Genomic DNA, 25,142 nt, shown 5'->3' on the forward strand with positions numbered 1-25,142 from the left:
GATCAGGCCTCCTTGAACGGGAATCCGAGCTGCTTCAGCAGCGCCCGGCCCTGGTCGTCGGTCTTAGCGGTGGTCACGACCGTGATGTCCATACCACGCTGGCGGTCGACCTTGTCCTGGTCGATCTCGTGGAACATGACCTGCTCGGTGAGACCGAAGGTGTAGTTCCCGTTGCCGTCGAACTGCTTGGGCGACAGACCGCGGAAGTCACGGATGCGGGGCAGCGCCAGCGAGAGCAGCCGGTCGAGGAACTCCCACATGCGGTCACCGCGAAGCGTGACGTGCGCGCCGATCGGCATGCCCTCGCGCAGCTTGAACTGGGCGATGGACTTGCGGGCGCGGACGACCGCCGGCTTCTGGCCGGTGATCACGGTGAGGTCGCGGACGGCGCCTTCGATGAGCTTCGAGTCGCGCGCGGCCTCGCCGACGCCCATGTTCACCTTGATCTTGGTGATGGTGGGCACCAGCATGATGTTCTCGAACTCGAACTGCTCGTTCAGCTTCGCGATGATCTCTTCGCGGTAGCGCTGCTTGAGCCGCGGGAGGGCCCGCTGTCCGGTCTCAGTGGTGTTCGCGGTCATCAGTTGTCCTCACCCGTCTCCTCGGAAGCGGCCTTGGCCGACTCCTTCTTGGCGGGCTTGTCGTCCTTGGCCGTGTCCTCGGAAGCGGCCTTGGCCGACTCCTTCTTGGCAGGCTTCTCGTCCTTGGCCGGCTTCTCATCCTTGAGCTTCTTGACGTTGCTCACGTGGATGGGAGCCTCCATGGTCTGCACGCCACCGGCCTTGGCGCCGCGCGGACCCTGGTTGGTCTCCTTGGAGTGCTTCTTGACCATGTTGACGCCCTCGACCACCACGCGCTCGTCGCGCGGGTGGGCGGCGATCACACGGCCCTTGGCACCCTTGTCCTTGCCGGCGATGACCAGGACGAGGTCACCCTTCTTCACATGAAGCTTCGGCATTACAACACCTCCGGCGCGAGCGAGATGATCCGCATGAACTTCTTGTCACGCAGCTCACGTCCGACAGGACCGAAGATGCGGGTGCCCCGGGGGTCGCCGCTGTCCTTGATGATGACGGCGGCGTTCTCGTCGAAGCGGATGTAGGAACCGTCGGGCCGGCGGCGCTCCTTGACAGTGCGGACGATGACGGCCTTGACCACATCGCCCTTCTTCACGGTGCCGCCGGGGATGGCGTCCTTGACCGTGGCGACGATGATGTCACCGATTCCCGCGTAGCGCCGGCCCGAGCCACCGAGCACACGGATGCAAAGGACTTCCTTCGCACCGGTGTTGTCGGCGACCTTGAGCCGCGACTCCTGCTGGATCACTTGAACTCCTGTTTGTCTCGCTGGTTCTCACCCGTGGGTGAGCCTTGCGGAACCTGCTGGGTCTTTTTCCCCCGGCGACAGCCCTTCGCAGGACCGCCGCCGCAGGCGGGGCGAAGATCGCTTCGCCCCCTTGGACGCCGTCGTGGGGGGTGACGGTGTCACCCCCCACGAGGCGCGTTGCCTACTTGGCCTTCTCGAGGATCTCGATGACCCGCCAGCGCTTGCTGGCGGACAGCGGCCGGGTCTCCATCAGGAGGACACGGTCGCCGACACCGCAGGTGTTGGCCTCGTCGTGCGCCTTGTACTTGGTCGTCCTGCGGATGACCTTGCCGTACAGGGGGTGCTTGACGCGGTCCTCGACAGCGACCACGACAGTCTTGTCCATCTTGTCGCTGACGACCAGACCCTCACGGGTCTTGCGGTAGTTCCGCGTCTCGGTCGTGGTTTCCGTGGCCTCAGCCATCGATCGACTCCTTCTCTACCGTGACGATTCCGAGCTCCCGCTCGCGCATCACGGTGTAGATACGGGCGATCTCGCGGCGGACGGCACGCAACCGCCCGTGGCTCTCCAACTGACCGGTAGCTGCCTGGAAGCGGAGGTTGAACAGCTCCTCCTTGGCTTCCTTCAGCTTCGTGACCAGGGTGTCCTGGTCTTCCACCCGCAGCTCACCGGCGGTCAGGCCCTTAGCCATCACGCCTCACCCACTTCACGCTTGACGAACCGGCACTTCATCGGCAGCTTGTGCATCGCACGGCGAAGGGCTTCGCGAGCCACCGGCTCGGCGACACCCGAAAGCTCGAACATGATGCGGCCGGGCTTGACGTTCGCGATCCACCACTCGGGCGAACCCTTACCGGAACCCATGCGGGTCTCGGCGGGCTTCTTCGTGAGGGGGCGGTCCGGATAGATGTTGATCCAGACCTTTCCGCCACGCTTGATGTGACGGGTCATCGCGATACGAGCCGACTCGATCTGGCGGTTGGTCACGTAGGAGTGCTCAATCGCCTGGATGCCGAACTCGCCGAACACGACCCTGGTGCCACCCTTGGCGGCGCCGTGACGGTCGGGCCGGTGCTGCTTGCGGTGCTTGACCCTGCGCGGGATCAGCATGGTCAGCTCCCTTCAGCACCCGGCTGCGCAGCCGGGCCGGTCTCGGGGGCGGCCTGCGAGGCCGCCTCGTTCCTGGGGGCGGAGGCGCGGTCGCCACGGCCGGCACCGGCGCCACGACGGGCGCCACCGGCGCCGCCGCCACGACGGGGACGGTCGCCGCCACCGGCGCCGGGGCCGCGACGGTCGTCGCGGTCACGACGCTGGCCGGCACGAGCACCGGCGGCAGCCGCCTCGCGCTCGGCGCGGCTGGTCGGAGCCTCACCCTTGTAGATCCACACCTTCACGCCGATACGGCCGAAGGTGGTGCGGGCCTCGTACAGGCCGTAGTCGATGTCCGCGCGGAGGGTGTGCAGGGGCACGCGGCCCTCGCGGTAGAACTCCGAACGGGACATCTCGGCGCCGCCGAGACGACCGGAGCACTGCACCCGGATGCCCTTGGCGCCGCTCTTCATCGCCGACTGCATCGCCTTGCGCATGGCACGGCGGAACGAGACACGGCTGGACAGCTGCTCGGCCACACCCTGGGCGACGAGCTGAGCGTCGATCTCAGGGTTCTTGACCTCGAGGATGTTCAGCTGGACCTGCTTCTTGGTCAGCTTCTCGAGGTCACCGCGGATCCGGTCCGCCTCGGCGCCGCGGCGGCCGATGACGATGCCCGGACGGGCGGTGTGAATGTCGACCTGTACCCGGTCGGTGGTCCGCTCGATCTCCACCTTGGAGATGCCGGCCCGCTCCATGCCCTTCTTGAGCATGCGGCGGATCGCCACATCCTCGGCAACGTACGACTTGTAGAGCTTGTCGGCATACCACCGGCTCTTGAAGTCGGTCGTGATGCCGAGGCGGAACCCGTGCGGGTTAACCTTCTGACCCACTAGCGGGTCCTCCCCTTCGGCTCGCGGGACTCCACGATCACGGTGATGTGGCTGGTCCGCTTGTTGATCCGATAGGCACGACCCTGAGCACGGGGACGAAACCGCTTCAGCGTCGGGCCCTCGTCGACCCAGGCACGGCTCACGAAGAGCGTGTCACGGTCGAGCTTGAAGTTGTGCTCCGCGTTGGCAATGGCGCTCGAGAGCACCTTGTACACGGTCTCGCTCGCCGACTGGGGAGCGAACTGCAGCACGGCCTGCGCCTCCGAAGCGGGCAGCCCGCGAATGAGGTCCACCACACGGCGGGCCTTCATGGGCGTGTGGCGCGCGAACCGCGCCTGAGCCCTGGCTTCCATCGCTTACTCCTCTTACCCTTCGTTTTGGCCGAGTCCGTTTCGCCTTGTGAGGCTCGACGTCCTCGTCCTGAGGCGCTTATCGCCGGCTGCGGCGGTCTTCCTTGACGTGGCTGCGGAAGGTTCGCGTGGGAGCGAACTCACCGAGCTTGTGGCCGATCATCGACTCGGTGACGAACACCGGGACGTGCTTGCGGCCGTCGTGAACGGCGATCGTGTGACCGAGCATGTCGGGCACGATCATGGAGCGCCGCGACCACGTCTTGATGACGTTTTTGGTGCCCTTCTCGTTCTGGACATCCACCTTCTTCTGAAGGTGGTCGTCCACGAAGGGACCCTTCTTAAGGCTACGTGGCATTTTGGCTGCTCCTACCGCTTCTTCCGCTTGGTACGACGGCGGATGATCAGCCGGTCGCTGGCCTTGTTCGCCGCACGGGTACGACCCTCGGGCTTGCCCTTGGGGTTGACGGGGTGACGACCGCCGGAGGTCTTACCCTCACCACCACCGTGCGGGTGGTCGACCGGGTTCATCGCGACACCGCGGACGGTGGGGCGCTTGCCCTTCCACCGCATGCGGCCGGCCTTGCCCCAGTTGATGTTGGCCTGCTCGGCGTTGCCGACCTGGCCGATCGAGGCCCGGCAGCGGACGTCGACCTGGCGCATCTCACCGGAGGGCATACGCAGCGTGGCGTACTGGCCCTCCTTGGCGAGGAGCTGGATCTGCGCGCCGGCGGACCGGCCCAGCTTGGCGCCACCGCCCGGACGGAGCTCCACCGCGTGGATGAAGGTACCGGTCGGGATGTTGCGCAGCGGGAGGCAGTTGCCCGGCTTGATGTCGGCCGTGGGGCCGTTCTCGATGTTGTCGCCCTGCTTGAGGCCGGTCGGGCAGAGGATGTAGCGCTTCTCCCCGTCGGCGTAGTGCAGCAGCGCGATGCGGGACGTGCGGTTCGGGTCGTACTCGATGTGAGCGACCTTGGCCGGGATCCCGTCCTTGTCGTGACGCCGGAAATCGATGATCCGGTAGGCGCGCTTGTGGCCACCACCCTGGTGACGGGTGGTGACTCGGCCGTGGACGTTACGGCCACCCTTGCTGTGCAGGGGTGCAAGCAGCGACTTCTCGGGCGTGCTGCGCGTGATCTCGGCAAAGTCCGAGACGCTGGCGCCGCGGCGACCCGGGGTCGTCGGCTTGAGTTTACGGATGCCCATCTTTTTCGTTCATCCTTCGTCGGTTAATCCGGTCGAATGCCCCTCACCAGGCGGTGAGGGGCTTTCTCCCTGTACTTACTGAGCGAGCGCGTCAGCCGATCTGGCCGAAGATGTCAATCCGGTCGCCCTCGACCAGGCTGACGATGGCTCGCTTGGTGGCCGGGCGCTGGCCGTAGCCGAACCTGGTCCGCTTCCGCTTGCCCTGGCGGTTGATGGTGTTGACGCTGGCGACCTTGACACCGAAGATCTTCTCAACGGCGATCTTGACCTGCGTCTTGTTGGCCGTCTTCCGCACCAGGAACGTGTACTTGTTGTGCTCGTCGATCAAGCCGTAGCTCTTCTCGGAGACAACCGGCTTGATGATGATGTCGCGCGGGTCGGCGATCTTCTCCATCAGGCGTCTTCCTTCCCGCTCTTGCTCAGACGCGCCACGATCTGGTCGTAGGCGTCCTGAGTGAAGACGACGTCGTCGTAGCAGAGCACGTCGTAGGTGTTGAGCTGCCCGGCGTCCAGGAGGTGGACCTCGGGAGCGTTGCGCAGGCTCAGCCAGCTGAGCTCGTCACCCTCGTCGACGACGACCAGGACGCTGCGGGCCTTGGTGAGCCTGCGAAGCGACTCGAGAGCCGCCTTGGTCTTCGGGGTCTCCCCCTCGACCAGACCGCTGACCACGTGAACGCGGCCGCCGGTCGCCCGGTCGGACAGGGCCCCGCGCAGGGCGGCGGCCTTCATCTTCTTGGGAGTCTTCTGCGAGTAGTCCCGCGGGACCGGGCCGTGGACGGTGCCACCGCCGGTGAACTGCGGGGCGCGGGTCGAACCCTGGCGGGCGCGGCCGGTGCCCTTCTGGCGGTACGGCTTCTTGCCGCCGCCTCGGACCTCACCGCGGGTCTTCGCCTTGTGGGTGCCCTGCCGGCGAGCGGCGAGCTGGGCCACGACGACCTGGTGGATCAGCGGGATGTTGACCTTCGTCCCGAAGATGTCCTCCGGCAGGTCGACGGTCCCGGCCTTCTCGCCCTTCACGTCGAGGACGTCAATGGTGCTCACTTGGCAGCCCCCTTCTTGGCGGCGGTGCGGACCAGGACCAGGCTGCCGTTGGCACCGGGGATCGCACCCTTGATCAGGATGAGGCCCTTCTCGGCGTCCACGGCGTGAACCTTGAGGCTCTGGACGGTCGTGCGGACGTTGCCCATCCGGCCCGCCATGCGCACGCCCTTGAAGACGCGGCCGGGGGTGGCGCAGCCACCGATGGAACCGGGCGAGCGGTGCTTGCGCTGCGTACCGTGCGAGGCGCCGAGGCCCTTGAAGCCGTGACGCTTCATGACACCCGCGAAACCCTTGCCCTTGCTCTTGCCCGTCACGTCGACGAACTGGCCGGCCTCGAAGGTGTCGGCGAGGAGCTCCTGGCCCAGGGTGTAGTCGCTCGCGTCGTCGGTGCGGATCTCCGCGAAGTAACGGCGCGGGGTGATGTCGTGCTTGCGCAGGTAGTCGCCGAGCGGCTTGTTGACCTTCCGCGGGTCGACCTGGCCGAAGCCCAGCTGGACGGCGGTGTAGCCGTCCTTCTCGGCGGTGCGGACGCGGGTCACGACGCACGGGCCAGCCTCGACGACGGTCACCGGGACCATCCGGTTGTCCGCGTCGAAGACCTGGGTCATGCCGAGCTTCTTGCCCAGGACGCCCTTGATCTTGTTAGCCATGTCAGTGCGTTCCCTCAGAGCTTGATCGAGATGTCAACGCCGGCGGGAAGGTCGAGTCGCATGAGCGAGTCGACCGTCTTCGGCGTCGGGTCGATGATGTCAATCAGCCGCTTGTGCGTGCGCATCTCAAAGTGCTCGCGGCTGTCCTTGTACTTGTGCGGCGAGCGGATGACGCAGTACACGTTCTTCTCGGTCGGCAGCGGCACCGGGCCCGCGACCTTGGCGCCAGTCCTTGTCACCGTCTCGACGATCTTCTTGGCCGAGACGTCGATGACCTCGTGGTCATAGGCCTTGAGCCGAATGCGGATCTTCTGTCCCGCCATAATGGCCTCGGTGTCCTTCACTGTCGTCTGAAAAAGTTACGTGCGGCCTGTTGCCGCTGTGTCATGGCCGGGTCCGTCCGGGACGGTCCCGCCACGTCGTGCCGGAGCACGTCTCGCCCTGGGGCGGCGTTCTCCGCACATGCCCCACGTAGCAGACGCTGTGAGTCCGCGCTTTCTTCCGTGATCTGGCAATTAGTTCGGTCATCCTTCGGCCGAACCAACTGCGAGATCACGGTTCGTGGGGTCCTGCCGGGGTCCGCGCCCTGCGGCGTGGTCCCCTCGTGGGGAGGCGGTCGGCCCTGTTTCGAGGGCCGACCGCCTCTCCGCGATCGTACTACTTGATGATCTTGGTCACTCGACCCGCACCGACGGTGCGGCCACCCTCACGGATGGCGAACTTGAGACCGTCCTCCATCGCGATGGGCTGGATCAGCGCGACGTTCATCTCCGTGTTGTCGCCGGGCATGACCATCTCGGTGCCCTCGGGGAGGTTCACCACGCCGGTCACGTCGGTCGTACGGAAGTAGAACTGCGGGCGGTAGTTGTTGAAGAACGGGGTGTGGCGGCCGCCCTCGTCCTTGCTCAGGATGTAGACCTGGGCCTCGAACTCGGTGTGCGGGGTGGTCGTGCCCGGCTTGATGATGCACTGGCCGCGCTCGACGTCCTCGCGCTTGATGCCACGGAGGAGCAGACCGACGTTGTCGCCCGCCTGGCCCTCGTCGAGCAGCTTGCGGAACATCTCGACACCGGTGACCGTGGTGGTGGTCTTGGTCTCCTTGATGCCGATGATGTCGACAGTCTCGTTGACCTTGACGATGCCACGCTCGATACGGCCGGTGACGACCGTGCCACGACCGGTGATCGAGAAGACGTCCTCGATCGGCATCAGGAACGGCTTCTCGGTCTCACGGGTCGGCTCGGGGACGTTCTCGTCCACGGCGGTCATGAGCTCGATGATCGAGTCGCCCCACTTGGCGTCGCCCTCGAGCGCCTTCAGCGCCGAGACGCGGACGACCGGCAGGTCGTCGCCGGGGAACTCCTGGGCCGAGAGAAGCTCGCGGACCTCGAGCTCGACGAGCTCCAGGATCTCCTCGTCGTCCACCATGTCGGACTTGTTGAGGGCCACGACGATGTAGGGGACGCCGACCTGGCGGGCCAGGAGGACGTGCTCCTTCGTCTGCGGCATCGGACCGTCGGTGGCGGCGACCACGAGGATCGCACCGTCCATCTGAGCCGCGCCGGTGATCATGTTCTTCACGTAGTCGGCGTGACCGGGGCAGTCCACGTGGGCGTAGTGGCGCTTCTCGGTCTGGTACTCGACGTGCGCGATGGAGATCGTGATACCACGAGCCTTCTCCTCGGGCGCCTTGTCGATCTTGTCGAACGGGGTCGCCTCGTTGAGGTTCGGGAAACGCTCGTGGAGCACCTTGGTGATCGCCGCGGTCAGAGTGGTCTTGCCGTGGTCGATGTGCCCAATGGTGCCGATGTTTACGTGCGGCTTGGTCCGCTCGAACTTGGCCTTGGCCACTGCTCTCTCCTTAGAGATTCTGACGTGACTTGCGTCTTCATATTCGGGCTTGGGGAGGCCGGTCCCTGGCGGAACCGGCCGGCGAGAAAGCTCTCGCCCCGCACCCCTCCGGTGGCGGGAAGACGATTCCTCGTCCTCCCGCACGCGGAACGGTGCTGGACTACTCGCCCCGCACCTTCGCGACGATCTCCTTGGCGATGTGCGCAGGCACTTCCGCGTAGGAGTCGAACTGCATGCTGTAGCTCGCGCGTCCCTGCGTCTTGCTACGGAGGTCTCCCACGTAGCCGAACATCTCAGAGAGCGGCACGAGCGCCTTGACGATCCGGGCGCCGGAGCGCTCGTCCATCGCCTGGATCTGCCCGCGGCGACCGTTGAGGTCACCGATGACGTCACCCATGTAGTCCTCGGGCGTGGTGACCTCGACGGCCATCATCGGCTCCAGGATTACGGCGTCCGCACGGCGCGCGGCCTCCTTGAAGGCCATCGAACCAGCGATCTTGAAGGCCATTTCGGACGAGTCCACCTCGTGGTAGGCACCGTCCTGCAGGGTGACCTTGACCCCGACCATGGGGTATCCGGCGAGAACACCGAACTCGGCGGCCTCCTGGGCGCCCGCGTCGACCGAGGGGATGTACTCCCTCGGGATGCGGCCACCGGAGACCTTGTTCGAGAACTCGTAACCGTCGTTGCCCTCGCCCAGCGGCTCAATGTCGATGATGACCTTGGCGAACTGGCCGGAACCACCGGTCTGCTTCTTGTGGACGTAGTCGACCTTCTCCACCTTGCGGCGGATGGTCTCCCGGTAGGCCACCTGAGGCCGGCCGATGTTGGCCTCGACCTTGAACTCGCGGCGCATCCGGTCGACGAGGATCTCCAGGTGGAGCTCGCCCATACCCCAGATGACCGTCTGCCCGGTCTCGTCGTCACGACGGACCTGGAAGGACGGGTCCTCCTCGGCCAGACGCTGGATCGCGGTGCCCAGCTTCTCCTGGTCACCCTTGGTCTTGGGCTCGATGGCGACGCTGATGACCGGCGCCGGGAAGTTCATCGACTCCAGGACCACGGGGTGAGCCGGGTCCGACAGGGTGTCACCGGTGGTGGTGTCCTTCAGACCCATCACGGCGACGATCTGACCGGCCACGGCCGACGGGCGCTCTTCGCGCTTGTTGGCGTGCATCTGGTAGATCTTGCCGATCCGCTCCTTGCGGCCCTTCACCGAGTTGACCACGGCGGTGCCGGTCTCGAGCGTGCCCGAGTAGATGCGGATGTAGGTGAGACGGCCCAGGTGCTGGTCGCTCATGATCTTGAAGGCGAGAGCGGAGAAGGGCTCGGTCACGTCCGCGTGACGCTCGATGACCTCCTCCTCCTTGCCGACCGCGTGGCCCTTGAAGGCCGGGATGTCGATCGGGGCGGGGAGGTAGGCGACGATCGCGTCGAGCAGGGGCTGGACGCCCTTGTTCTTGAACGCGGTGCCGGTCAGGACCGGGTTGATGGCGCTGGCCAGCGTGGCGCGGCGGATGGCCGCGACCAGCTGCTCCTCGGTGGGCTCGACGCCCTCCAGGAAGAGCTCCATCAGCTCGTCGTCGTTCTCGGAGACCGTCTCGACGAGCTTGTCACGCCACTCGCGAGCGATCTCGGCGTGCTCGGCCGGGATGTCGACGGTCTCGTACATCTCGCCCTTGGCCGCCTCGGCGCTCCAGAGCAGGCCCTTCATCTTGACCAGGTCGATGACGCCCTTGAAGTCGGCCTCGACGCCCCAGGGAAGCTGGATGACGGCGGGGGTCGCGTTCAGGCGGCTGACCATCATGTCGACGCAGCGGTGGAACTCCGCGCCGACCCGGTCCATCTTGTTGACGAAGCAGATCCTGGGCACTTCGTAACGGTCGGCCTGACGCCAGACCGTCTCGGACTGCGGCTCGACACCGGCGACGCCGTCGAACACGGCGACGGCACCGTCGAGGACGCGGAGCGAACGCTCCACCTCGATCGTGAAGTCCACGTGGCCCGGCGTGTCGATGATGTTGATCGTGTGGCCGAGCCATTCGCAGGTCGTGGCAGCGGAGGTGATGGTGATACCACGCTCCTGCTCCTGCTCCATCCAGTCCATCGTGGCTGCGCCCTCGTGGACCTCACCGATCTTGTAGTTGATACCGGTGTAGAACAGGATGCGCTCGGTCGTCGTGGTCTTGCCCGCGTCGATGTGGGCCATGATCCCGATGTTGCGGACCTTGGCCAGGTCAAGAGCGGTCGTGGTGGCCACTTCTCTCGCGTCCTCGTCGTCTCGTCGAACCCGCTGTTACCAGCGGTAGTGGGCGAAGGCCTTGTTGGACTCGGCCATCTTGTGGGTGTCCTCGCGCTTCTTGACGCTTGCGCCGAGGCCGTTGCTGGCGTCGAGCAGTTCGTTCATGAGGCGCTCGGTCATGGTCTTCTCGCGGCGGGCGCGGGAGTACTGCACCAGCCAGCGCAGGGCCAGGGTGGTGCTGCGCGCCGCGCGCACCTCGACCGGGACCTGGTAGGTCGCGCCACCGACACGGCGGCTGCGGACCTCAAGGGTGGGCTTGACGTTGTCCAGCGCGCGCTTCAGGGTGACGACCGGGTCGTTGCCGGTCTTCTCCTTGGCGCCTTCGAGGGCGCCGTACACGATGGACTGGGCGATGGATCGCTTGCCGTCCAGGAGCACCTTGTTGATGAGCGCGGTGACCAGGGGCGAGTTGTGAACCGGGTCAGCCATGAGCTGACGACGGCCAGGAGAACCCTTGCGAGGCATTCCTACTTCTCCTTCTTCGCGCCGTAACGGCTACGGGCCTGCTTGCGGTTACGGACACCCTGGGTGTCGAGCGAGCCGCGGATGATCTTGCCGACACCGGGGATGTAGGCCGTGACCTCGATGCCGTTGGTGAGCCGGACACGCGCGACCTTGCGGAGGGCGGAGTTCGGCTTCTTCGGGGTCGTGGTGTAAACGCGCATGCAGGTGCCGCGTCGCTGAGGGCTGGCCTTGAGCGCCGGGGTCTTGGTCTTGGTGACCTTGTCCTGGCGGCCCTTGCGGACCAGCTGCTGAATCGTGGGCACCGCGTCTCCGTTCGTGCTAGCCGGTAATTCGAATGTCGTGCATTTTGCAGGTACTGCCGGTGTCATGACCTGCGGTTCTTTCATCCCCTCCGACCCACGCGGTCGGGCGTGTCGCGTAGGTTCCGCGCCACATCCCGGTTAAGGCCGGTCCGGTGGAGGAGGCCACGCGGCGCCTCTGCCGACTCCCCAACGGGAAACCTGTCGACGCGCACGCATGAAGGCCCATGAAGACATGGGCACGAAGGAAAAGACTACCCAGCCCAACGCAACACGTCAAAACGGGTGCGTCCGCCAGGCGCCGGTGTTCGTGTCATGACTCCCGCGACCGGTTTCCGACCGACCGCTTCTGGGTCCGTGTCGAGTTTACCCGCCGCCAGGCACTTCTCCGGCCGTTCTCCGCATTAACGTACGGCTTTCGCCGCAACATTCCGGTCAAGAAAGGTCCACATCCCCCGCTACCGGAACCGGGGCGAGGAGCGAACGCCGGAAACGGGGACAAAAGGCGACGGCGCCCGGCCCCCTTCCGGGGACCGGGCGCCGCCCGTGACCACTTCGGCGTTCGTACCGCCTGGCGGTTGTCCTGCTTAGCGGTTGTACTGCCCGAAGTCGTACTCCTCCAGCGGCACGGCCTCACCGGAGCCCGAGCCGAAGGTGTAGTCGGCCGCGGAGCCGTCGTAGCCGCCGACGGTGTACATGGCCGCCTTGGCCTCCTCGGTGGGCTCGACCCGGATGTTGCGGTACTGGGGCATGCCCGTACCGGCCGGGATGAGCTTTCCGATGATGACGTTCTCCTTGAGACCGAGCAGCGAGTCCGACTTGGCGTGGATCGCCGCGTCGGTGAGCACTCGGGTCGTCTCCTGGAAGGACGCCGCGGACAGCCAGGACTCCGTGGCGAGCGAGGCCTTGGTGATGCCCATCAGCACCGGGCGTCCGGAGGCCGGCGTGCCGCCCTCCGCCACGCACTCGCGGTTGATCCGCTCGAAGCGCGGCCGCTCGACGAGCTCACCGGGCAGCATGTCGGCGTCGCCGGACTCCAGCACGTTCACGCGCTTGAGCATCTGCCGCACGATGATCTCGATGTGCTTGTCGTGGATCGACACACCCTGCGAGCGGTAGACCTGCTGGACCTCCGCCACGAGGTGCAGCTGCACGGCCCGGGGGCCGAGGATGCGCAGCACCTCGTTGGGGTTGACCGCACCGGCGATCAGCTGCTGGCCGACCGTGACGCGCTGCCCGTCGGAGACCAGCATGCGCGACCGCATCGACACGGGATACGCGACCTCCTCGGAACCGTCGTCCGGGACGATCACGATCTTCCGCGTCTTGTCGGTCTCGTCGATGCGGACCCGGCCCTCGGCCTCGCTGATCGGGGCGACGCCCTTGGGGACGCGCGCCTCGAAGAGCTCCTGCACACGGGGCAGACCGTGGGTGATGTCGGCGCCCGCCACACCACCGGTGTGGAAGGTCCGCATCGTCAGCTGGGTGCCGGGCTCGCCGATCGACTGGGCGGCGATGATGCCGACCGCCTCGCCGACGTCCACGAGCTTGCCGGTCGCGAGCGAACGGCCGTAGCAGGTGGCGCAGACACCGATCTTGGCCTCGCAGACGAGAGCGCTGCGGGTCCTGACGGTCTCCACACCGGCCTCGACCAGCGCGGTGACGTGGATGTCGTTGATGTCGACACCCATCGGCGCGATGATCTTGCCGTCCACCTCCACGTCCTCGGCGAGGATGCGGCCGTGCACGTTGCTCTCGGCGTTCTCCGCCTTGACCAGGTTGCCCTGGGCGTCGCGGTCGGCGACGTGCAGCGGGACGCCGCGGTCGGTGCCGCAGTCGATCTCGCGGACGATGACGTCCTGCGCGACGTCCACCAGACGACGGGTCAGGTAACCCGAGTCGGCGGTCCGCAGCGCGGTGTCCGCCAGACCCTTCCGCTGGCCGTGGGTGGAGATGAAGTACTCCAGCACCGACAGGCCCTCGCGGAACGAGGCCTTGATCGGACGCGGGATCGTCTCACCCTTGGTGTTGGACACCAGACCGCGGATGCCGGAGATCTGCCGGACCTGCATCAGGTTTCCTCGGGCGCCCGACTGGACCATCATCCAGACCGGGTTGGTCTTCGGGAACGCCTTCTGCATGTCGTCGGTCACGTCACTGGTCGCGTGCGTCCAGATCTCGATGAGCTCCTGACGGCGCTCCTCGTCCGTGATCAGACCGCGCTCGTACTCACGCTGGACCTTGTCGGCCCTGCGCTCGTACGTCTCCATGATGTCGGCCTTGTTCGGCGGCGCGATGACGTCCTCGATGGAGATCGTCACACCGGCCCTGGTCGCCCAGTAGAAACCGGCGTCCTTGAGGGCGTCGAGCGCCGCGGCGACCTCGACCTTGGGGTACTTCTCGGCGAGCTCGTTGACGATGACCGACAGCTGCTTCTTGCCGACCTGCGAGTTCACGTACGGGTAGTTCGCCGGCAGGGTCTGGTTGAACAGGCAACGGCCCAGGGTGGTCTCCAGGCGGTAGCTGTCACCCGACTCCCAGCCCTCGGGGGCGGCCCAGCCGCGGGGCGGCGGGACGTCGCCCTTCATCCGGATCTGGATCAGCGACTGGATGTCCAGCTCGCGGCGGTCGAAGGCCATGAGCGCCTCCGACACCGAGCCGAAGACCCGGCCCCTGCCGACGCCGTTCTCGTCCTCGTCCTTGAGCGTGGTCAGCGAGTAGAGGCCGATGATCATGTCCTGGGTGGGCATGGTCACGGGCTTGCCGTCGGCCGGCTTGAGGATGTTGTTCGTCGACAGCATCAGGATGCGGGCCTCGGCCTGCGCCTCGGCCGACAGCGGCAGGTGCACGGCCATCTGGTCACCGTCGAAGTCCGCGTTGAACGCGGTGCAGACGAGCGGGTGGATCTGGATGGCCTTGCCCTCGACCAGCTGCGGCTCGAAGGCCTGGATGCCCAGGCGGTGCAGGGTCGGCGCGCGGTTGAGCAGCACGGGGTGCTCGGTGATGACCTCTTCGAGGACGTCCCACACGACCGGCCGGGCACGCTCGACCATCCGCTTGGCCGACTTGATGTTCTGCGCGTGGTTCAGGTCGACCAGGCGCTTCATCACGAACGGCTTGAAGAGCTCCAGCGCCATCTGCTTGGGCAGACCGCACTGGTGCAGCTTCAGCTGCGGGCCGACGACGATGACCGAACGGCCGGAGTAGTCGACTCGCTTGCCCAGCAGGTTCTGGCGGAACCGGCCCTGCTTGCCCTTCAGCATGTCGCTGAGGGACTTCAGGGGACGGTTGCCCGGACCGGTGACCGGGCGGCCACGACGGCCGTTGTCGAACAGCGCGTCGACGGCCTCCTGGAGCATCCGCTTCTCGTTGTTCACGATGATCTCGGGGGCACCGAGGTCGAGAAGCCGCTTGAGGCGGTTGTTCCGGTTGATCACCCGGCGGTACAGGTCGTTCAGGTCCGAGGTCGCGAACCGGCCACCGTCGAGCTGCACCATCGGGCGCAGGTCCGGCGGGATGACCGGGATGCAGTCGAGGACCATCCCGTTGGGCGAGTTGCGGGTGTTCAGGAACGCCGACACGACCTTGAGACGCTTGAGCGCGCGGGCCTTCTTCTGGCCCTTGCCGCTGCGGATCGTCTCGCGCAGGTTCTCGGCCTCGAGAGCGAGGTCGAAGTTGGTCAGACGCTCCTGGATGGCCTGGGCGCCCATGCCACCGCGGAAGTAGCGGCCGAAACGGTCGCGCATCTCGCGGTAGAGCAGCTCGTCGCCCTCGAGGTCCTGGACCTTGAGGTTCTTGAAGCGGCTCCAGACCTCGTCCAGCCGGTCCAGCTCGCGCTGGGCCCGGTCGCGCAGCTGCCGCATCTCACGCTCGGCGCCCTCGCGGACCTTGCGGCGCTGGTCGCCCTTGGCGCCCGCGGCCTCAAGCTCGGCCAGGTCGGTCTCCAGCTTGCGCTGGCGAGCCTCGATGTCGGCGTCACGGCGCTGCTCGATGTGCTGCCGCTCGACGGAGATCTTCGCCTCGAGCGACGGCAGGTCACGCTCGCGCATTTCCTTGTCGACGTGCGTGATCATGTAGGCCGCGAAGTAGATGACCTTCTCGAGGTCCTTCGGGGCCAGGTCGAGCAGGTATCCCAGACGGGACGGGACACCCTTGAAGTACCAGATGTGCGTGACGGGCGCGGCCAGCTCGATGTGGCCCATCCGCTCACGACGCACCTTGGCGCGGGTCACCTCGACGCCACAGCGCTCACAGATGATGCCCTTGAAGCGGACGCGCTTGTACTTACCGCAGTAGCACTCCCAGTCGCGAGTCGGACCGAAGATCTTCTCGCAGAAGAGTCCGTCCTTCTCGGGCTTGAGCGTCCGGTAGTTGATGGTTTCGGGCTTCTTCACCTCGCCGTGCGACCACTGGCGGATGTCGTCGGCGGTCGCGAGGCCGATCCGAAGCTCGTCGAAGAAGTTGACGTCGAGCACTATGTAATCCCCTCCTCAGCTTCTAGATCAGACCTCTTCGACACTGCTCGGCTCACGCCGGGACAGGTCGATGCCGAGCTCCTCCGCGGCGCGGAAGACGTCCTCGTCGGTGTCGCGCATCTCGATGGACATGCCGTCGCTGGAGAGCACCTCGACGTTCAGGCACAGCGACTGCATTTCCTTGATGAGGACCTTGAACGACTCCGGGATGCCAGGCTCGGGAATGTTCTCGCCCTTGACGATCGCCTCGTAGACCTTCACGCGGCCCAGGACGTCGTCGGACTTGATGGTGAGCAGCTCCTGCAGGGCGTAGGCGGCGCCGTACGCCTCCAGGGCCCAGACCTCCATCTCACCGAAGCGCTGGCCACCGAACTGGGCCTTACCGCCGAGCGGCTGCTGGGTGATCATGGAGTAGGGGCCGGTCGAACGAGCGTGGATCTTGTCGTCGACCAGGTGGAGCAGCTTCAGGATGTAGATGTAGCCGACGGAGATCGGGTGCGGGAACGGCTCCCCGGAACGGCCGTCGAACAGCTGGGCCTTTCCGTTCGCGCCGACCATGCGCCCGCCGTCCCTGTTGACCAGGGTGTTGTCGAGCAGCCCGATGATCTCTTCCTCGTTGGCACCGTCGAACACCGGCGTGGCCATGTTGGTGCGCGGGTCGACCTCGGCGAAGCCCTTGTCGCGCAGCCGCTCGGCCCAGGCCTCCTGGATGCCGGTGATGTCCCACCCTCTGGCGGCGATCCACCCGAGGTGGGTCTCCAGGACCTGGCCGACGTTCATTCGGCCGGGCACGCCCAGGGGGTTGAGGATGATGTCGACGGCGGTGCCGTCCTCGAGGAACGGCATGTCCTCGACCGGGAGGATCTTGGAGATGACGCCCTTGTTGCCGTGCCGGCCGGCCAGCTTGTCGCCGTCGGTGATCTTACGCTTCTGGGCCACGTAGACGCGGACCAGCTCGTTGACGCCGGGGGGGAGCTCGTCGCCCTCCTCGCGGCTGAACACGCGGACGCCGATGACCTTGCCCTGCTCGCCGTGCGGCACCTTCAGGGAGGTGTCACGGACCTCGCGGGCCTTCTCACCGAAGATCGCGCGGAGCAGGCGCTCCTCGGGGGTCAGCTCGGTCTCGCCCTTGGGCGTGACCTTGCCGACGAGGATGTCGCCGGGGACGACCTCGGCACCGATGCGGATGATGCCGCGCTCGTCGAGGTCGGCCAGGACCTCCTCGGAGACGTTCGGGATGTCCCGGGTGATCTCCTCGGGGCCCAGCTTGGTGTCGCGGGCGTCGACCTCGTGCTCCTCGATGTGGATCGAGGAGAGGACGTCGTCCTGCACCAGACGCTGGGAGAGGATGATCGCGTCCTCGTAGTTGTGACCCTCCCACGGCATGAACGCCACGAGGAGGTTCTTGCCCAGGGCCATCTCGCCGTCGTCGGTGCAGGGACCGTCGGCGACGACCTGGTTCACCTCGATCCGGTCGCCTTCCTTGACGATCGGCTTCTGGTTGAAGCAGGTGCCCTGGTTGGAGCGCTTGAACTTGGCGACCCGGTAGGTCGTGCGGGTGCCGTCGTCGTTCATCACCGTGACGTAGTCGGCGGAGACCTCCTCGACCACGCCCGCCTTGTCGGCGGTGATGACGTCGCCGGCGTCGGTCGCGGCACGGTACTCCATGCCGGTGCCGACCAGCGGCGCCTCGCTCTTGAGCAGCGGCACCGACTGGCGCTGCATGTTGGAGCCCATGAGCGCGCGGTTGGCGTCGTCGTGCTCCAGGAACGGGATCATCGCGGTCGCCACGGACACCATCTGGCGTGCCGAGACGTCCATGTAGTCGACCTCGTTGGCGCGCAGGGACTCGAACTCCCCGCCCTTCCTGCGGACGAGCACGCGCGGCTCGAGGAACGTTCCGTCAGGGCCGATCGGCGTGTTCGCCTGGGCGATGACGTGCCGGTCCTCCTCGTCCGCGGTCAGGTAGTCGACCTGGTCGGTGACCCGGCCGTCGACGACCTTGCGGTACGGGGTCTCGACGAACCCGAAGGAGTTGACCCGGCCGAAGGAGGCCAGCGAGCCGATCAGACCGATGTTCGGTCCTTCCGGCGTCTCGATCGGGCACATGCGGCCGTAGTGCGAGGGGTGGACGTCACGGACCTCGAAGCCGGCCCGCTCACGGGACAGACCACCGGGGCCCAGCGCGGACAGACGACGCTTGTGCGTCAGGCCGGCCAGGGGGTTGGTCTGGTCCATGAACTGCGACAGCTGGGAGGTGCCGAAGAACTCCTTGATCGACGCCACGACCGGGCGGATGTTGATCAGGGTCTGCGGCGTGATCGCCTCGACGTCCTGGGTCGTCATCCGCTCGCGGACGACGCGCTCCATGCGGGCCAGGCCCAGGCGGACCTGGTTCTGGATGAGCTCGCCCACCGTGCGCAGACGGCGGTTGCCGAAGTGGTCGATGTCGTCGGTCTCGACGACGATCTCACCGTTGGCGCCGGGCATCTCGACCTCGCCGGCGTGCAGCCGGACGATGTACTCGATGGTGGCGACGATGTCGTCCTCGGTGAGCGTGCCCTGGGTGATCTCGCTGTCGACCCCGAGCTTCTTGTTGATCTTGTATCGGCCGACCTTGGCGAGGTCGTAACGCTTGGAGTTGAAGTACAGGTTCTCCAGCAGCGTCTGCGCCGACTCCTTGGTCGGCGGCTCGCCCGGGCGCAGCTTGCGGTAGATGTCGAGCAGAGCGTCGTCCTGGCCGGCCGTGTGGTCCTTCTCCAGGGTGGCGCGCATGGACTCGTACTGACCGAAACGCTCAAGGATCTGCTCGCTGGTCCAGCCGAGCGCCTTGAGCAGGACGGTGACGGCCTGCTTGCGCTTGCGGTCGATGCGGACACCGACGCTGTCACGCTTGTCGATCTCGAACTCGAGCCAGGCGCCCCGGGAAGGGATCACCTTGCATCCATAGAGGTCCTTGTCGGAGGTCTTGTCGACACTGCGGTCGAAGTAGACGCCCGGGGACCGGACCAGCTGGGAGACGACGACACGCTCGGTGCCGTTGATGATGAAAGTGCCCTTGCCGGTCATGAGCGGGAAATCGCCCATGAACACGGTCTGGCTCTTGATCTCACCAGTGGTGTTATTGATGAACTCCGCCGTGACGAACATCGGGGCGGAGTAGGTCATGTCCTTGTCTTTGCACTCATCGACTGAGTACTTGGGCGGCTCGAACCGGTGATCGCGGAACGACAGGGACATGGTCCCGGAGAAGTCCTCGATGGGACTGATCTCCTCAAAGATCTCTTCGAGGCCCGACTGGGCCGGAACGTCCTTGCGCCCGGCCTGGCGAGCCGCCTCGACCCGCCCCTTCCACTTCTCGTTGCCGAGCAACCAGTCGAAGGACTCGGTCTGAAGAGCGAGAAGGTCAGGAACTTCTAGCGGCTCCTGAATTCGTGCGAAAGACACACGACGGGGACCGGCGGGTACGGCGAAGGCGTTGCGCGAGGCTGCCAACAGATGTCCTTCCGAGGGCTCGCGGCGGACTGACTACACGCACGCCAGACGACCATGCATCAGAGCACCAAAAGAAGCGGGTCGTCAAAGGGCAGCGCAAAGGGGCAGTGTAGCCGAACGGCATACACCTGTCCACTTCAGTCTCGCTGCAAGCTCCACGTTGGTCGCAGCATCGCCCGTCAGAGCCGAAACGTCAAGCCCGGGAGCTGACATTTCGGCCGGGAAATAGCCGAGACCCTGGGAGTTTTCCCACCGGGTGACCTGCGTACACCACAAGACCGGAGACGATGTCCGACCTGGTGCGGCTGACGCTGAGTCACCCGGCGGATCGAACGCTAGCCGAGGGATCGACTGACGATCGACGCTGCCATGGCCGATGTACCCAACCCCATGCCCAAGCTAAACCAAGGCTTTACTAACAATTGGGTAAAGCGACACGCCGATCAAGGTGGGGGAGGGTCTCCGAGCAGGGTGGACAGCTCCGAGACCAGCCAGCGGGAATCCTTCTTGACCATGATGAATCTGGCCCGGTTCTGGCTGACGACCCGGCGGGGCTCCTTCTCTCCCTCGGGGGTCCTGACGGTGCTCATGCTCATGAAGAGCAGCACCTCGACCCTGCCGAAGTCACCGAACTCCACCGACTCCACCCCGGCCCCGGTCACCGCGGCCTGCTGCACCGTCTTCTGCTTCCTCGCCTGCGGAGCCATGCTCCTGGCCAGCTGCCGGTAGTGCAGGCTGAGCGCCCCGGTGGTGTATCCGCCCGCTCTTGCGAAATCCTGTTCGATCGTACGATAGTCATACGAGAGCATGTCGGGGGCGACCGCACGGGCGGCGGCGAGCGCCTCCCGTCCCGCCGTCTCGTCCGCGCGCAACCGGCTCAGGTCGGTGAACATGATCCAGACGGCCGCCGCGAGCGCGAGCGCGACGGCGGCCATGAGCCCGATCGCCAACCGGGAGGCACGCCTCACAGCACCAGCTCCGCCCTGGACACCAGCCAGGCTCCCCCCACCTTGGTCACTTCCATGTTCCATCGGTAGAACAGCTCCTGTGGAGCGTCCTTGCTCCCCTCGCGCCGGACCACCGCGTCGCCCACCACCATCACCTGGGCCGTGCTCCCCCGCAGCGAGACGAGCCCTGAGGCCCGCAGCGCGCCTGTTTGGAGGATCTTGTCCTTCACCGTGCTCTTCTTGAGCTCCGCGGCGGTCCTGGCGTACTCGGCCCTGGCCGCGCCCGTGGAGGTGTCGAGAATGCGCCCGATGTCGTTGTCGACGCTCCTGTAGCCGACGGAGAGCAGATACACGGCGTGGGCCCCCGCCGCCCGCAGCGCCGCCTGCCTGTCGTCAGCGGCCGTCTGGGCGTCGCGCAGAGTGGCACCGATCCAGCACGCGGCGACCAGCAGCCCCACGATCAGCACCCCCAGCACCGGCCCGGCGATCCTGAACGGACGGCGGGAGCGGCGCGAGCGACGGGAGCGGGTGGCCTGCACTGCCATGCGTCTCTCCCATCGCACGGTCTGCGGAACGCGGGCCGGCGAGCGCGGCTGCTTCGCCGCCCGGGACGGCATGCTCCCCGATCGCCGGATCATAACCCGCCACGCAGATCCGCATAACGGCCTTCGCGCACATGCCGCGGGTCATTTCGCCTCGTACCCGAAACGGTGAGATCACCTCGCGGGTCGCCGGGAGGCTTTCGTGGTGCCGGCGGTTCACGGTGCCACCGGTGCCACCGGTGCCCCTCACCCCCGCGCGGCGAGGCCCCTGCCACATGGCCGCCGTCGACGCACGGTCCCGACCGGAGGCGAAAACGCGAAAAGAGCGGGCCACCGGCACTTGGTGGACCCGCTCTTCTCGGTGGAACGAACTACTTGACGGTGACCGAAGCGCCGGCGCCCTCAAGGGCGGCCTTGGCCTTCTCGGCCTGCTCCTTGTTGACCTTGCCGTCGAAGACGGACTTGGGAGCGCCGTCGACGAGGTCCTTGGCCTCCTTGAGGCCCAGGCTCGTCAGGGCGCGGATCTCCTTGATGACCTGGATCTTCTTCTCGCCGGCGGCCTCGAGGATGACGTCGAACTCGTCCTGCTCCTCGACCTCTTCGGCGGCGGCGGCGCCGGGGGCGGCAGCGGCGGCGACGGCGACGGGGGCAGCGGCCTTGACGTCGAAGGTCTCCTCGAAGAGCTTCACGAAGTCGGACAGCTCAAGGAGAGTCATTTCCTTGAAAGCGTCGAGCAGCTCGTCGGTGCTGAGCTTCGCCATGATGGTTCCTCCATACGGGTCTGAACTACTAAAGAAAGTCGGGACCGCGGTTTGCGTTAATCCCCTGTGACCGCCTGCGCGGACCTACTCGCCGGCGCCTTCGCGCTTGGCACGCAGGGCCTCGGCCAGCTGAGCCATGTTGGTGGGCAGCGCGTTGAAGACGGCGGCCGCGTGGCCCTGCTTCGCCTTCAGTGCGCCGGCCAGCTTCGCGAGGAGAACCTCGCGCGACTCAAGGTCGGCAAGCTTGCTGATCTGGTCCGGCGTCATCGACCTGCCGTCGACGACACCGCCCTTGATGATCAGGAGGGGATTGGCCTTGGCGAAGTCACGCAGACTCTTGGCAGCCTCGACCACGTCGCCGTTGACGAACGCGATCGCCGACGGACCCGCGAGCAGGTCGTTGAGCTGGTTGAACCCGGCCTCGGTGGCCGCGATCTTGGTCAGCGTGTTCTTCACCACGGCGAACTTCGCATTCTCACCGAGGGAAACGCGCAGCTGCTTGAGCTGAGCGACGGTGAGACCGCGGTATTCGGTCAGAACGGCAGCATTGGAGCCGTCGAAGCTGCTCTTCAGCTCAGCGACAGCCGTTGCCTTTTCTGCCTTCGCCATGGGCCTCCTTCCAGATGTGCCGCCGGGGCAAAGGGCCCTGGAAAGCGAACAAGCCCCGGCGCAGGCGCACGGGGCTCACATGAGGAGGTTAGTCCAGATGAAAACTCACATCACACCTACGCGGGCCGTCCACTGACGTGGATCCTTAAGTCATCAGGCCATGCGGCTTGACGACGACCGGCGGTCTTCGGCGTTGACAGCATACGTCCTGCCGTTCCGAATGCCAACTCGAAGCCGCTCAGGAGCGAGAAGGAAAGATCAGGCTCCGGATCTCCCGCGACACCGGCCCCGGAGGCGCCTCTCGCTCCGACGGAGGGGACGGGTCTCGAACCCCTATGTCCGGGTCTCGAACGCCCTCTGACGTCAGCCCCGGAAGACCCCTCGCACGACCCCTCGTACGAGACCTCGACGACCCCTCGTGCGACGCCGAGAACGGCCCTGGACGCCGCCCCGGAGAGGAAACCGCGGGAGGGAGGGGAGCCCTGGAAAGGGCTCGCGCCCCCGGCCGTTGGGCCGGGGGCGCGGATCTCGGGGAAACGTCAGTTTCCGCCGCGGTGCTCGGGCAGGTCGCCCACCTGGTCGGCGGGCGGGGCGGTGATCTCCACAGGCTCGTTGAAGCCCTTGAAGAGCGCCGTCAGGTTGAACGTCGCCTCCTTCTCGGAGCCGCTGAGCGTCACCTTGCGGGGCAGGCTCTGGGCGTCGGCCCAGAGGTCGAACTTCACGTTCTTGGCGTGCGAGAGCTGCTCCTGGAGGTTCTCCCGCTTGGCCGGGTCGATCAGCTGGGCGGCCTCGGCGACCGGGAAGGTGCCGCTGTAGTGCGTCGTGTCGACCCCGCCGACCGTCTCAGTGCCGACCGCCTTGACGTCCTTCGACGCGGTCAGCAGCTTGACGGTGCCCGCCAGGTCGAACTGCTGGGCCTGGTCCATGAACTTCCTGATCTCGGACTGCCCCTTGGCGTCGAGCTCACCGAGCGACACCTTGGTCCACGGCTTGGTGGTGCCGGCGAACCTGTTGATGAGCTCGGACTTCACGTAGACCGTGTCACCCGACAGGATGGCCCGCGCCCCGCCGGGCACGTTCTGTCCGCCGAAGGTGATCGTGTCGAGCCTGATGTCGGTGGCCAGCTGGGGCTTGCTCTGGTAGAGCATGCTGCCCTGGATCTTGCCCGACTGCTTCTCGCCGCCGCTGGCGTCGAGAACCACGTCAGCGGAGTAGGAGGTGACCTCCTCGGCCTTCTGCGCGCTCTGCTGCACCGCGTCCGCCGCGGCGAGTTTCACGTTTCCGAGGGAGCTGGTGCCCTGTGCACCGCATCCCACGACCGCGACGAGCGCGGCCGCTCCCAGTGCAAGTGCGGGAGCCAATCGGCGCATTTCGTCTTCCACCCTTTCGTTCCCCCGATGATCCTGACTTACGACACTACGCTTCGGCAAAGCCGGGCGCGTCGTCCGAGAGAACGAAGAAAGGCCTCAACCGAATGGCCATTCGGTTGAGGCCTTCCTTGGAAGACGTCTGCTATCAGGCGTCGAGCTCGGCGGTCAGCGCCCGCGTCTGGTTGGGGTCGACCTGGATGCCGGGGCCCATGGACGTGGAGAAGACGACCTTCTTGACGTAGCGGCCCTTGGCCGCGGACGGCTTGAGACGCAGCACCTCTTCGAGGGCGGCGGCGTAGTTCTCGATGAGCTGGCGCTCACCGAAGGACACCTTGCCGATGATGAAGTGCAGGTTCGCGTGCCGGTCGACACGGAACTCGATCTTGCCGCCCTTGATGTCGGTGACGGCCTTGCCCACGGCCGGGGTCACGGTGCCGGTCTTGGGGTTCGGCATCAGGCCACGGGGGCCGAGCACGCGGCCCAGACGGCCGACCTTGCCCATGAGGTCGGGGGTGGCGACGACGGCGTCGAAGTCGAGGCGGCCCTTGGCGACCTCGTCGATCAGCTCGTCGGCACCGACGATGTCGGCACCCGCGGCGCGGGCCTCCTCGGCACGGTCACCGGTCGCGAAGACCAGGACCCGGGCGGTCTTGCCGGTGCCGTGCGGGAGGTTGACGGTGCCGCGGACCATCTGGTCGGCCTTGCGGGGGTCGACGCCCAGCCGCAGGGCCACCTCGACGGTGGCGTCGAACTTGGCGACGTTGGTCTCCTTGGCCAGCTTGGCCGCCTGGACCGGGCTGTACAGGGTCTCGCGGTCGACCTGCGCCGTTGCGGCGCGGTATCCCTTGCTGCGCTTCACTTGCTCACTCCTGTGAATCCGAGTGTCCGTGGTACGGGCCTGCGCCGGCCCCTCCACTTACTTCGACGTTGGATGGTTCGCGCGACCGAGATCGCGCTCGCCGCCGGTCCTCGCCGGTCTCGCGGACGCCGTTCGCCTCCACGAGATCACCGCCGGGCCGTACGGCGGGTGGTGCTAGTCGACGATCGTGATGCCCATCGAGCGGGCGGTACCGGCGATGATCTTCTCGGCGGCCGCGACGTCGTTGGCGTTGAGGTCCTGCATCTTGGTCTCGGCGATCTGGCGCAGCTGCTCCTTGGTGAGCTTGCCCACCTTGTCCTTCTGCGGGACGGCCGAACCCTTGGCGACACCGGCGGCCTTCTTGATCAGCTCAGGCGCCGGGGGCGTCTTCGTGATGAAGGTGAAGGTGCGGTCCTCGTAGATGGTGATCTCGACGGGGATGATGTTGCCGCGCTGGGACTCGGTGGCAGCGTTGTACTGCTTCACGAATTCCATGATGTTGACGCCGTGCGGACCGAGGGCGGTACCGACCGGCGGCGCGGGCGTGGCCTGGCCAGCGGGGAGCTGGACCTTGACCAGCGCGGCGAATTTCTTCTTAGGAGGCATGCTTC

27 protein-coding genes are annotated in these 25,142 nt (G+C 66.4%); all 27 read right to left on the bottom strand.

The genetic code is table 11. From position 1 onward, the window contains the following. Positions 1 to 2: 2 nt before the first annotated feature. The 27 genes from rplE to rplK all read right to left on the bottom strand — a co-directional run bounded on the left by rplE (position 3) and on the right by rplK (position 25,137). Positions 3 to 581 carry a 50S ribosomal protein L5 gene (gene rplE, locus AC5L38_RS30580; RefSeq protein WP_329089947.1) on the bottom strand — a complete coding sequence of 193 codons (579 nt, stop codon included), beginning with the start codon at positions 579 to 581 and terminating at the stop codon, positions 3 to 5. After that, entirely contained in the window at positions 581 to 958 is a 378-nt protein-coding gene (gene rplX, locus AC5L38_RS30585) for a 50S ribosomal protein L24 (RefSeq protein WP_495246282.1), read from the bottom strand. The genes rplE and rplX overlap by 1 nt, the downstream gene beginning before the upstream one ends. Then, entirely contained in the window at positions 958 to 1,326 is a 369-nt protein-coding gene (rplN, locus tag AC5L38_RS30590; protein ID WP_012887841.1) for a 50S ribosomal protein L14, read from the bottom strand. Before rplN ends, rplX begins: the two co-directional genes overlap by 1 nt. A gap of 181 nt (positions 1,327 to 1,507) precedes the next feature. Then, on the bottom strand, positions 1,508 to 1,789 hold the full coding sequence (rpsQ, locus tag AC5L38_RS30595) for a 30S ribosomal protein S17 (RefSeq protein ID WP_326635528.1): 282 nt from the start codon (positions 1,787 to 1,789) through the stop codon (positions 1,508 to 1,510). Beyond that, positions 1,782 to 2,018 carry a 50S ribosomal protein L29 gene (rpmC, locus tag AC5L38_RS30600; RefSeq protein WP_030912909.1) on the bottom strand — a complete coding sequence of 79 codons (237 nt, stop codon included), beginning with the start codon at positions 2,016 to 2,018 and terminating at the stop codon, positions 1,782 to 1,784. Before rpmC ends, rpsQ begins: the two co-directional genes overlap by 8 nt. Continuing rightward, complete coding sequence (gene rplP / locus AC5L38_RS30605; protein ID WP_030912912.1) at positions 2,018 to 2,437, bottom strand: 50S ribosomal protein L16; 420 nt, start codon at positions 2,435 to 2,437, stop codon at positions 2,018 to 2,020. Before rplP ends, rpmC begins: the two co-directional genes overlap by 1 nt. A 2-nt stretch (positions 2,438 to 2,439) precedes the next feature. Continuing rightward, complete coding sequence (gene rpsC, locus AC5L38_RS30610; RefSeq protein ID WP_344746699.1) at positions 2,440 to 3,309, bottom strand: 30S ribosomal protein S3; 870 nt, start codon at positions 3,307 to 3,309, stop codon at positions 2,440 to 2,442. Next, the gene (rplV, locus tag AC5L38_RS30615) at positions 3,309 to 3,662 is read right to left on the bottom strand and encodes a 50S ribosomal protein L22 (RefSeq protein ID WP_030912916.1); all 354 of its coding nucleotides are present in this window, start codon (positions 3,660 to 3,662) and stop codon (positions 3,309 to 3,311) included. Before rplV ends, rpsC begins: the two co-directional genes overlap by 1 nt. 76 nt (positions 3,663 to 3,738) lie before the next feature. Beyond that, on the bottom strand, positions 3,739 to 4,017 hold the full coding sequence (gene rpsS / locus AC5L38_RS30620; protein WP_012887835.1) for a 30S ribosomal protein S19: 279 nt from the start codon (positions 4,015 to 4,017) through the stop codon (positions 3,739 to 3,741). An 11-nt stretch (positions 4,018 to 4,028) separates the two neighbouring features. Further along, positions 4,029 to 4,865, bottom strand: coding sequence for a 50S ribosomal protein L2 (gene rplB / locus AC5L38_RS30625; RefSeq protein ID WP_329089941.1), 837 nt, complete (start codon positions 4,863 to 4,865; stop codon positions 4,029 to 4,031). Between the two features lie 91 nt (positions 4,866 to 4,956). Continuing rightward, entirely contained in the window at positions 4,957 to 5,259 is a 303-nt protein-coding gene (gene rplW, locus AC5L38_RS30630) for a 50S ribosomal protein L23 (RefSeq protein ID WP_030912923.1), read from the bottom strand. Further along, the gene (gene rplD / locus AC5L38_RS30635) at positions 5,259 to 5,906 is read right to left on the bottom strand and encodes a 50S ribosomal protein L4 (RefSeq protein ID WP_350970956.1); all 648 of its coding nucleotides are present in this window, start codon (positions 5,904 to 5,906) and stop codon (positions 5,259 to 5,261) included. Before rplD ends, rplW begins: the two co-directional genes overlap by 1 nt. Next, positions 5,903 to 6,556 (bottom strand): 50S ribosomal protein L3, encoded by a 654-nt coding sequence (gene rplC, locus AC5L38_RS30640; RefSeq protein ID WP_329089937.1) that lies wholly within the window; start codon positions 6,554 to 6,556, stop codon positions 5,903 to 5,905. Before rplC ends, rplD begins: the two co-directional genes overlap by 4 nt. Positions 6,557 to 6,570: 14 nt before the next feature. Then, complete coding sequence (gene rpsJ, locus AC5L38_RS30645; protein WP_030912931.1) at positions 6,571 to 6,879, bottom strand: 30S ribosomal protein S10; 309 nt, start codon at positions 6,877 to 6,879, stop codon at positions 6,571 to 6,573. A 334-nt stretch (positions 6,880 to 7,213) separates the two neighbouring features. Beyond that, a complete protein-coding gene (tuf, locus tag AC5L38_RS30650) occupies positions 7,214 to 8,407 on the bottom strand; it encodes an elongation factor Tu (RefSeq protein ID WP_344913796.1) in 1,194 nt (397 codons plus the stop codon). Positions 8,408 to 8,567: 160 nt separating this feature from the next. Continuing rightward, positions 8,568 to 10,616, bottom strand: a complete 2,049-nt coding sequence (gene fusA / locus AC5L38_RS30655; protein ID WP_495246334.1) for an elongation factor G — start codon at positions 10,614 to 10,616, stop codon at positions 8,568 to 8,570. 87 nt (positions 10,617 to 10,703) lie between these two features. Continuing rightward, positions 10,704 to 11,174, bottom strand: coding sequence for a 30S ribosomal protein S7 (rpsG, locus tag AC5L38_RS30660; protein WP_012887827.1), 471 nt, complete (start codon positions 11,172 to 11,174; stop codon positions 10,704 to 10,706). A gap of 2 nt (positions 11,175 to 11,176) precedes the next feature. Continuing rightward, positions 11,177 to 11,476, bottom strand: a complete 300-nt coding sequence (gene rpsL / locus AC5L38_RS30665) for a 30S ribosomal protein S12 (protein ID WP_435288898.1) — start codon at positions 11,474 to 11,476, stop codon at positions 11,177 to 11,179. Positions 11,477 to 12,060: 584 nt separating this feature from the next. After that, a complete protein-coding gene (locus AC5L38_RS30670) occupies positions 12,061 to 15,948 on the bottom strand; it encodes a DNA-directed RNA polymerase subunit beta' (RefSeq protein ID WP_495246283.1) in 3,888 nt (1,295 codons plus the stop codon). A 27-nt stretch (positions 15,949 to 15,975) separates the two neighbouring features. Continuing rightward, a complete protein-coding gene (gene rpoB / locus AC5L38_RS30675; protein ID WP_344746613.1) occupies positions 15,976 to 19,443 on the bottom strand; it encodes a DNA-directed RNA polymerase subunit beta in 3,468 nt (1,155 codons plus the stop codon). Between the two features lie 443 nt (positions 19,444 to 19,886). Next, entirely contained in the window at positions 19,887 to 20,411 is a 525-nt protein-coding gene (locus AC5L38_RS30680; RefSeq protein ID WP_495246284.1) for a hypothetical protein, read from the bottom strand. Next, positions 20,408 to 20,935, bottom strand: a complete 528-nt coding sequence (locus tag AC5L38_RS30685) for an Rv1363c family protein (RefSeq protein WP_495246285.1) — start codon at positions 20,933 to 20,935, stop codon at positions 20,408 to 20,410. The genes AC5L38_RS30680 and AC5L38_RS30685 overlap by 4 nt, the downstream gene beginning before the upstream one ends. Positions 20,936 to 21,303: 368 nt before the next feature. After that, on the bottom strand, positions 21,304 to 21,693 hold the full coding sequence (rplL, locus tag AC5L38_RS30690; RefSeq protein WP_389917234.1) for a 50S ribosomal protein L7/L12: 390 nt from the start codon (positions 21,691 to 21,693) through the stop codon (positions 21,304 to 21,306). Between the two features lie 84 nt (positions 21,694 to 21,777). Further along, the gene (rplJ, locus tag AC5L38_RS30695) at positions 21,778 to 22,302 is read right to left on the bottom strand and encodes a 50S ribosomal protein L10 (protein WP_362678388.1); all 525 of its coding nucleotides are present in this window, start codon (positions 22,300 to 22,302) and stop codon (positions 21,778 to 21,780) included. A gap of 539 nt (positions 22,303 to 22,841) precedes the next feature. After that, positions 22,842 to 23,672 carry an SCO4651 family lipoprotein gene (locus tag AC5L38_RS30700; RefSeq protein WP_495246286.1) on the bottom strand — a complete coding sequence of 277 codons (831 nt, stop codon included), beginning with the start codon at positions 23,670 to 23,672 and terminating at the stop codon, positions 22,842 to 22,844. 145 nt (positions 23,673 to 23,817) lie between these two features. Further along, on the bottom strand, positions 23,818 to 24,531 hold the full coding sequence (gene rplA, locus AC5L38_RS30705) for a 50S ribosomal protein L1 (RefSeq protein ID WP_389917231.1): 714 nt from the start codon (positions 24,529 to 24,531) through the stop codon (positions 23,818 to 23,820). Positions 24,532 to 24,705: 174 nt separating this feature from the next. Further along, a complete protein-coding gene (rplK, locus tag AC5L38_RS30710) occupies positions 24,706 to 25,137 on the bottom strand; it encodes a 50S ribosomal protein L11 (RefSeq protein ID WP_495246287.1) in 432 nt (143 codons plus the stop codon). Positions 25,138 to 25,142: the final 5 nt, after the last annotated feature.

The organism is Streptosporangium nanhuense (assembly GCF_059358815.1).

What these genes read in the sequence shown, in the direction of transcription:
- rpsJ (WP_030912931.1), bottom strand. Translation starts at nt 6,879, where the DNA reads ATGGCGGGACAGAAGATCCGCATTCGGCTCAAGGCCTATGACCACGAG.
- rpsG (WP_012887827.1), bottom strand. Translation starts at nt 11,174, where the DNA reads ATGCCTCGCAAGGGTTCTCCTGGCCGTCGTCAGCTCATGGCTGACCCG.
- fusA (WP_495246334.1), bottom strand. Translation starts at nt 10,616, where the DNA reads ATGGCCCACATCGACGCGGGCAAGACCACGACGACCGAGCGCATCCTG.
- AC5L38_RS30700 (WP_495246286.1), bottom strand. Translation starts at nt 23,672, where the DNA reads ATGCGCCGATTGGCTCCCGCACTTGCACTGGGAGCGGCCGCGCTCGTC.
- rplV (WP_030912916.1), bottom strand. Translation starts at nt 3,662, where the DNA reads ATGGAAGCCAGGGCTCAGGCGCGGTTCGCGCGCCACACGCCCATGAAG.
- rpsQ (WP_326635528.1), bottom strand. Translation starts at nt 1,789, where the DNA reads ATGGCTGAGGCCACGGAAACCACGACCGAGACGCGGAACTACCGCAAG.
- rplL (WP_389917234.1), bottom strand. Translation starts at nt 21,693, where the DNA reads ATGGCGAAGCTCAGCACCGACGAGCTGCTCGACGCTTTCAAGGAAATG.
- rpmC (WP_030912909.1), bottom strand. Translation starts at nt 2,018, where the DNA reads ATGGCTAAGGGCCTGACCGCCGGTGAGCTGCGGGTGGAAGACCAGGAC.
- rplX (WP_495246282.1), bottom strand. Translation starts at nt 958, where the DNA reads ATGCCGAAGCTTCATGTGAAGAAGGGTGACCTCGTCCTGGTCATCGCC.
- rplB (WP_329089941.1), bottom strand. Translation starts at nt 4,865, where the DNA reads ATGGGCATCCGTAAACTCAAGCCGACGACCCCGGGTCGCCGCGGCGCC.
- rpsS (WP_012887835.1), bottom strand. Translation starts at nt 4,017, where the DNA reads ATGCCACGTAGCCTTAAGAAGGGTCCCTTCGTGGACGACCACCTTCAG.
- rplJ (WP_362678388.1), bottom strand. Translation starts at nt 22,302, where the DNA reads ATGGCGAAGGCAGAAAAGGCAACGGCTGTCGCTGAGCTGAAGAGCAGC.
- rplW (WP_030912923.1), bottom strand. Translation starts at nt 5,259, where the DNA reads ATGGAGAAGATCGCCGACCCGCGCGACATCATCATCAAGCCGGTTGTC.
- rplC (WP_329089937.1), bottom strand. Translation starts at nt 6,556, where the DNA reads ATGGCTAACAAGATCAAGGGCGTCCTGGGCAAGAAGCTCGGCATGACC.
- AC5L38_RS30685 (WP_495246285.1), bottom strand. Translation starts at nt 20,935, where the DNA reads ATGGCAGTGCAGGCCACCCGCTCCCGTCGCTCGCGCCGCTCCCGCCGT.
- rplP (WP_030912912.1), bottom strand. Translation starts at nt 2,437, where the DNA reads ATGCTGATCCCGCGCAGGGTCAAGCACCGCAAGCAGCACCGGCCCGAC.
- rplE (WP_329089947.1), bottom strand. Translation starts at nt 581, where the DNA reads ATGACCGCGAACACCACTGAGACCGGACAGCGGGCCCTCCCGCGGCTC.
- rplK (WP_495246287.1), bottom strand. Translation starts at nt 25,137, where the DNA reads ATGCCTCCTAAGAAGAAATTCGCCGCGCTGGTCAAGGTCCAGCTCCCC.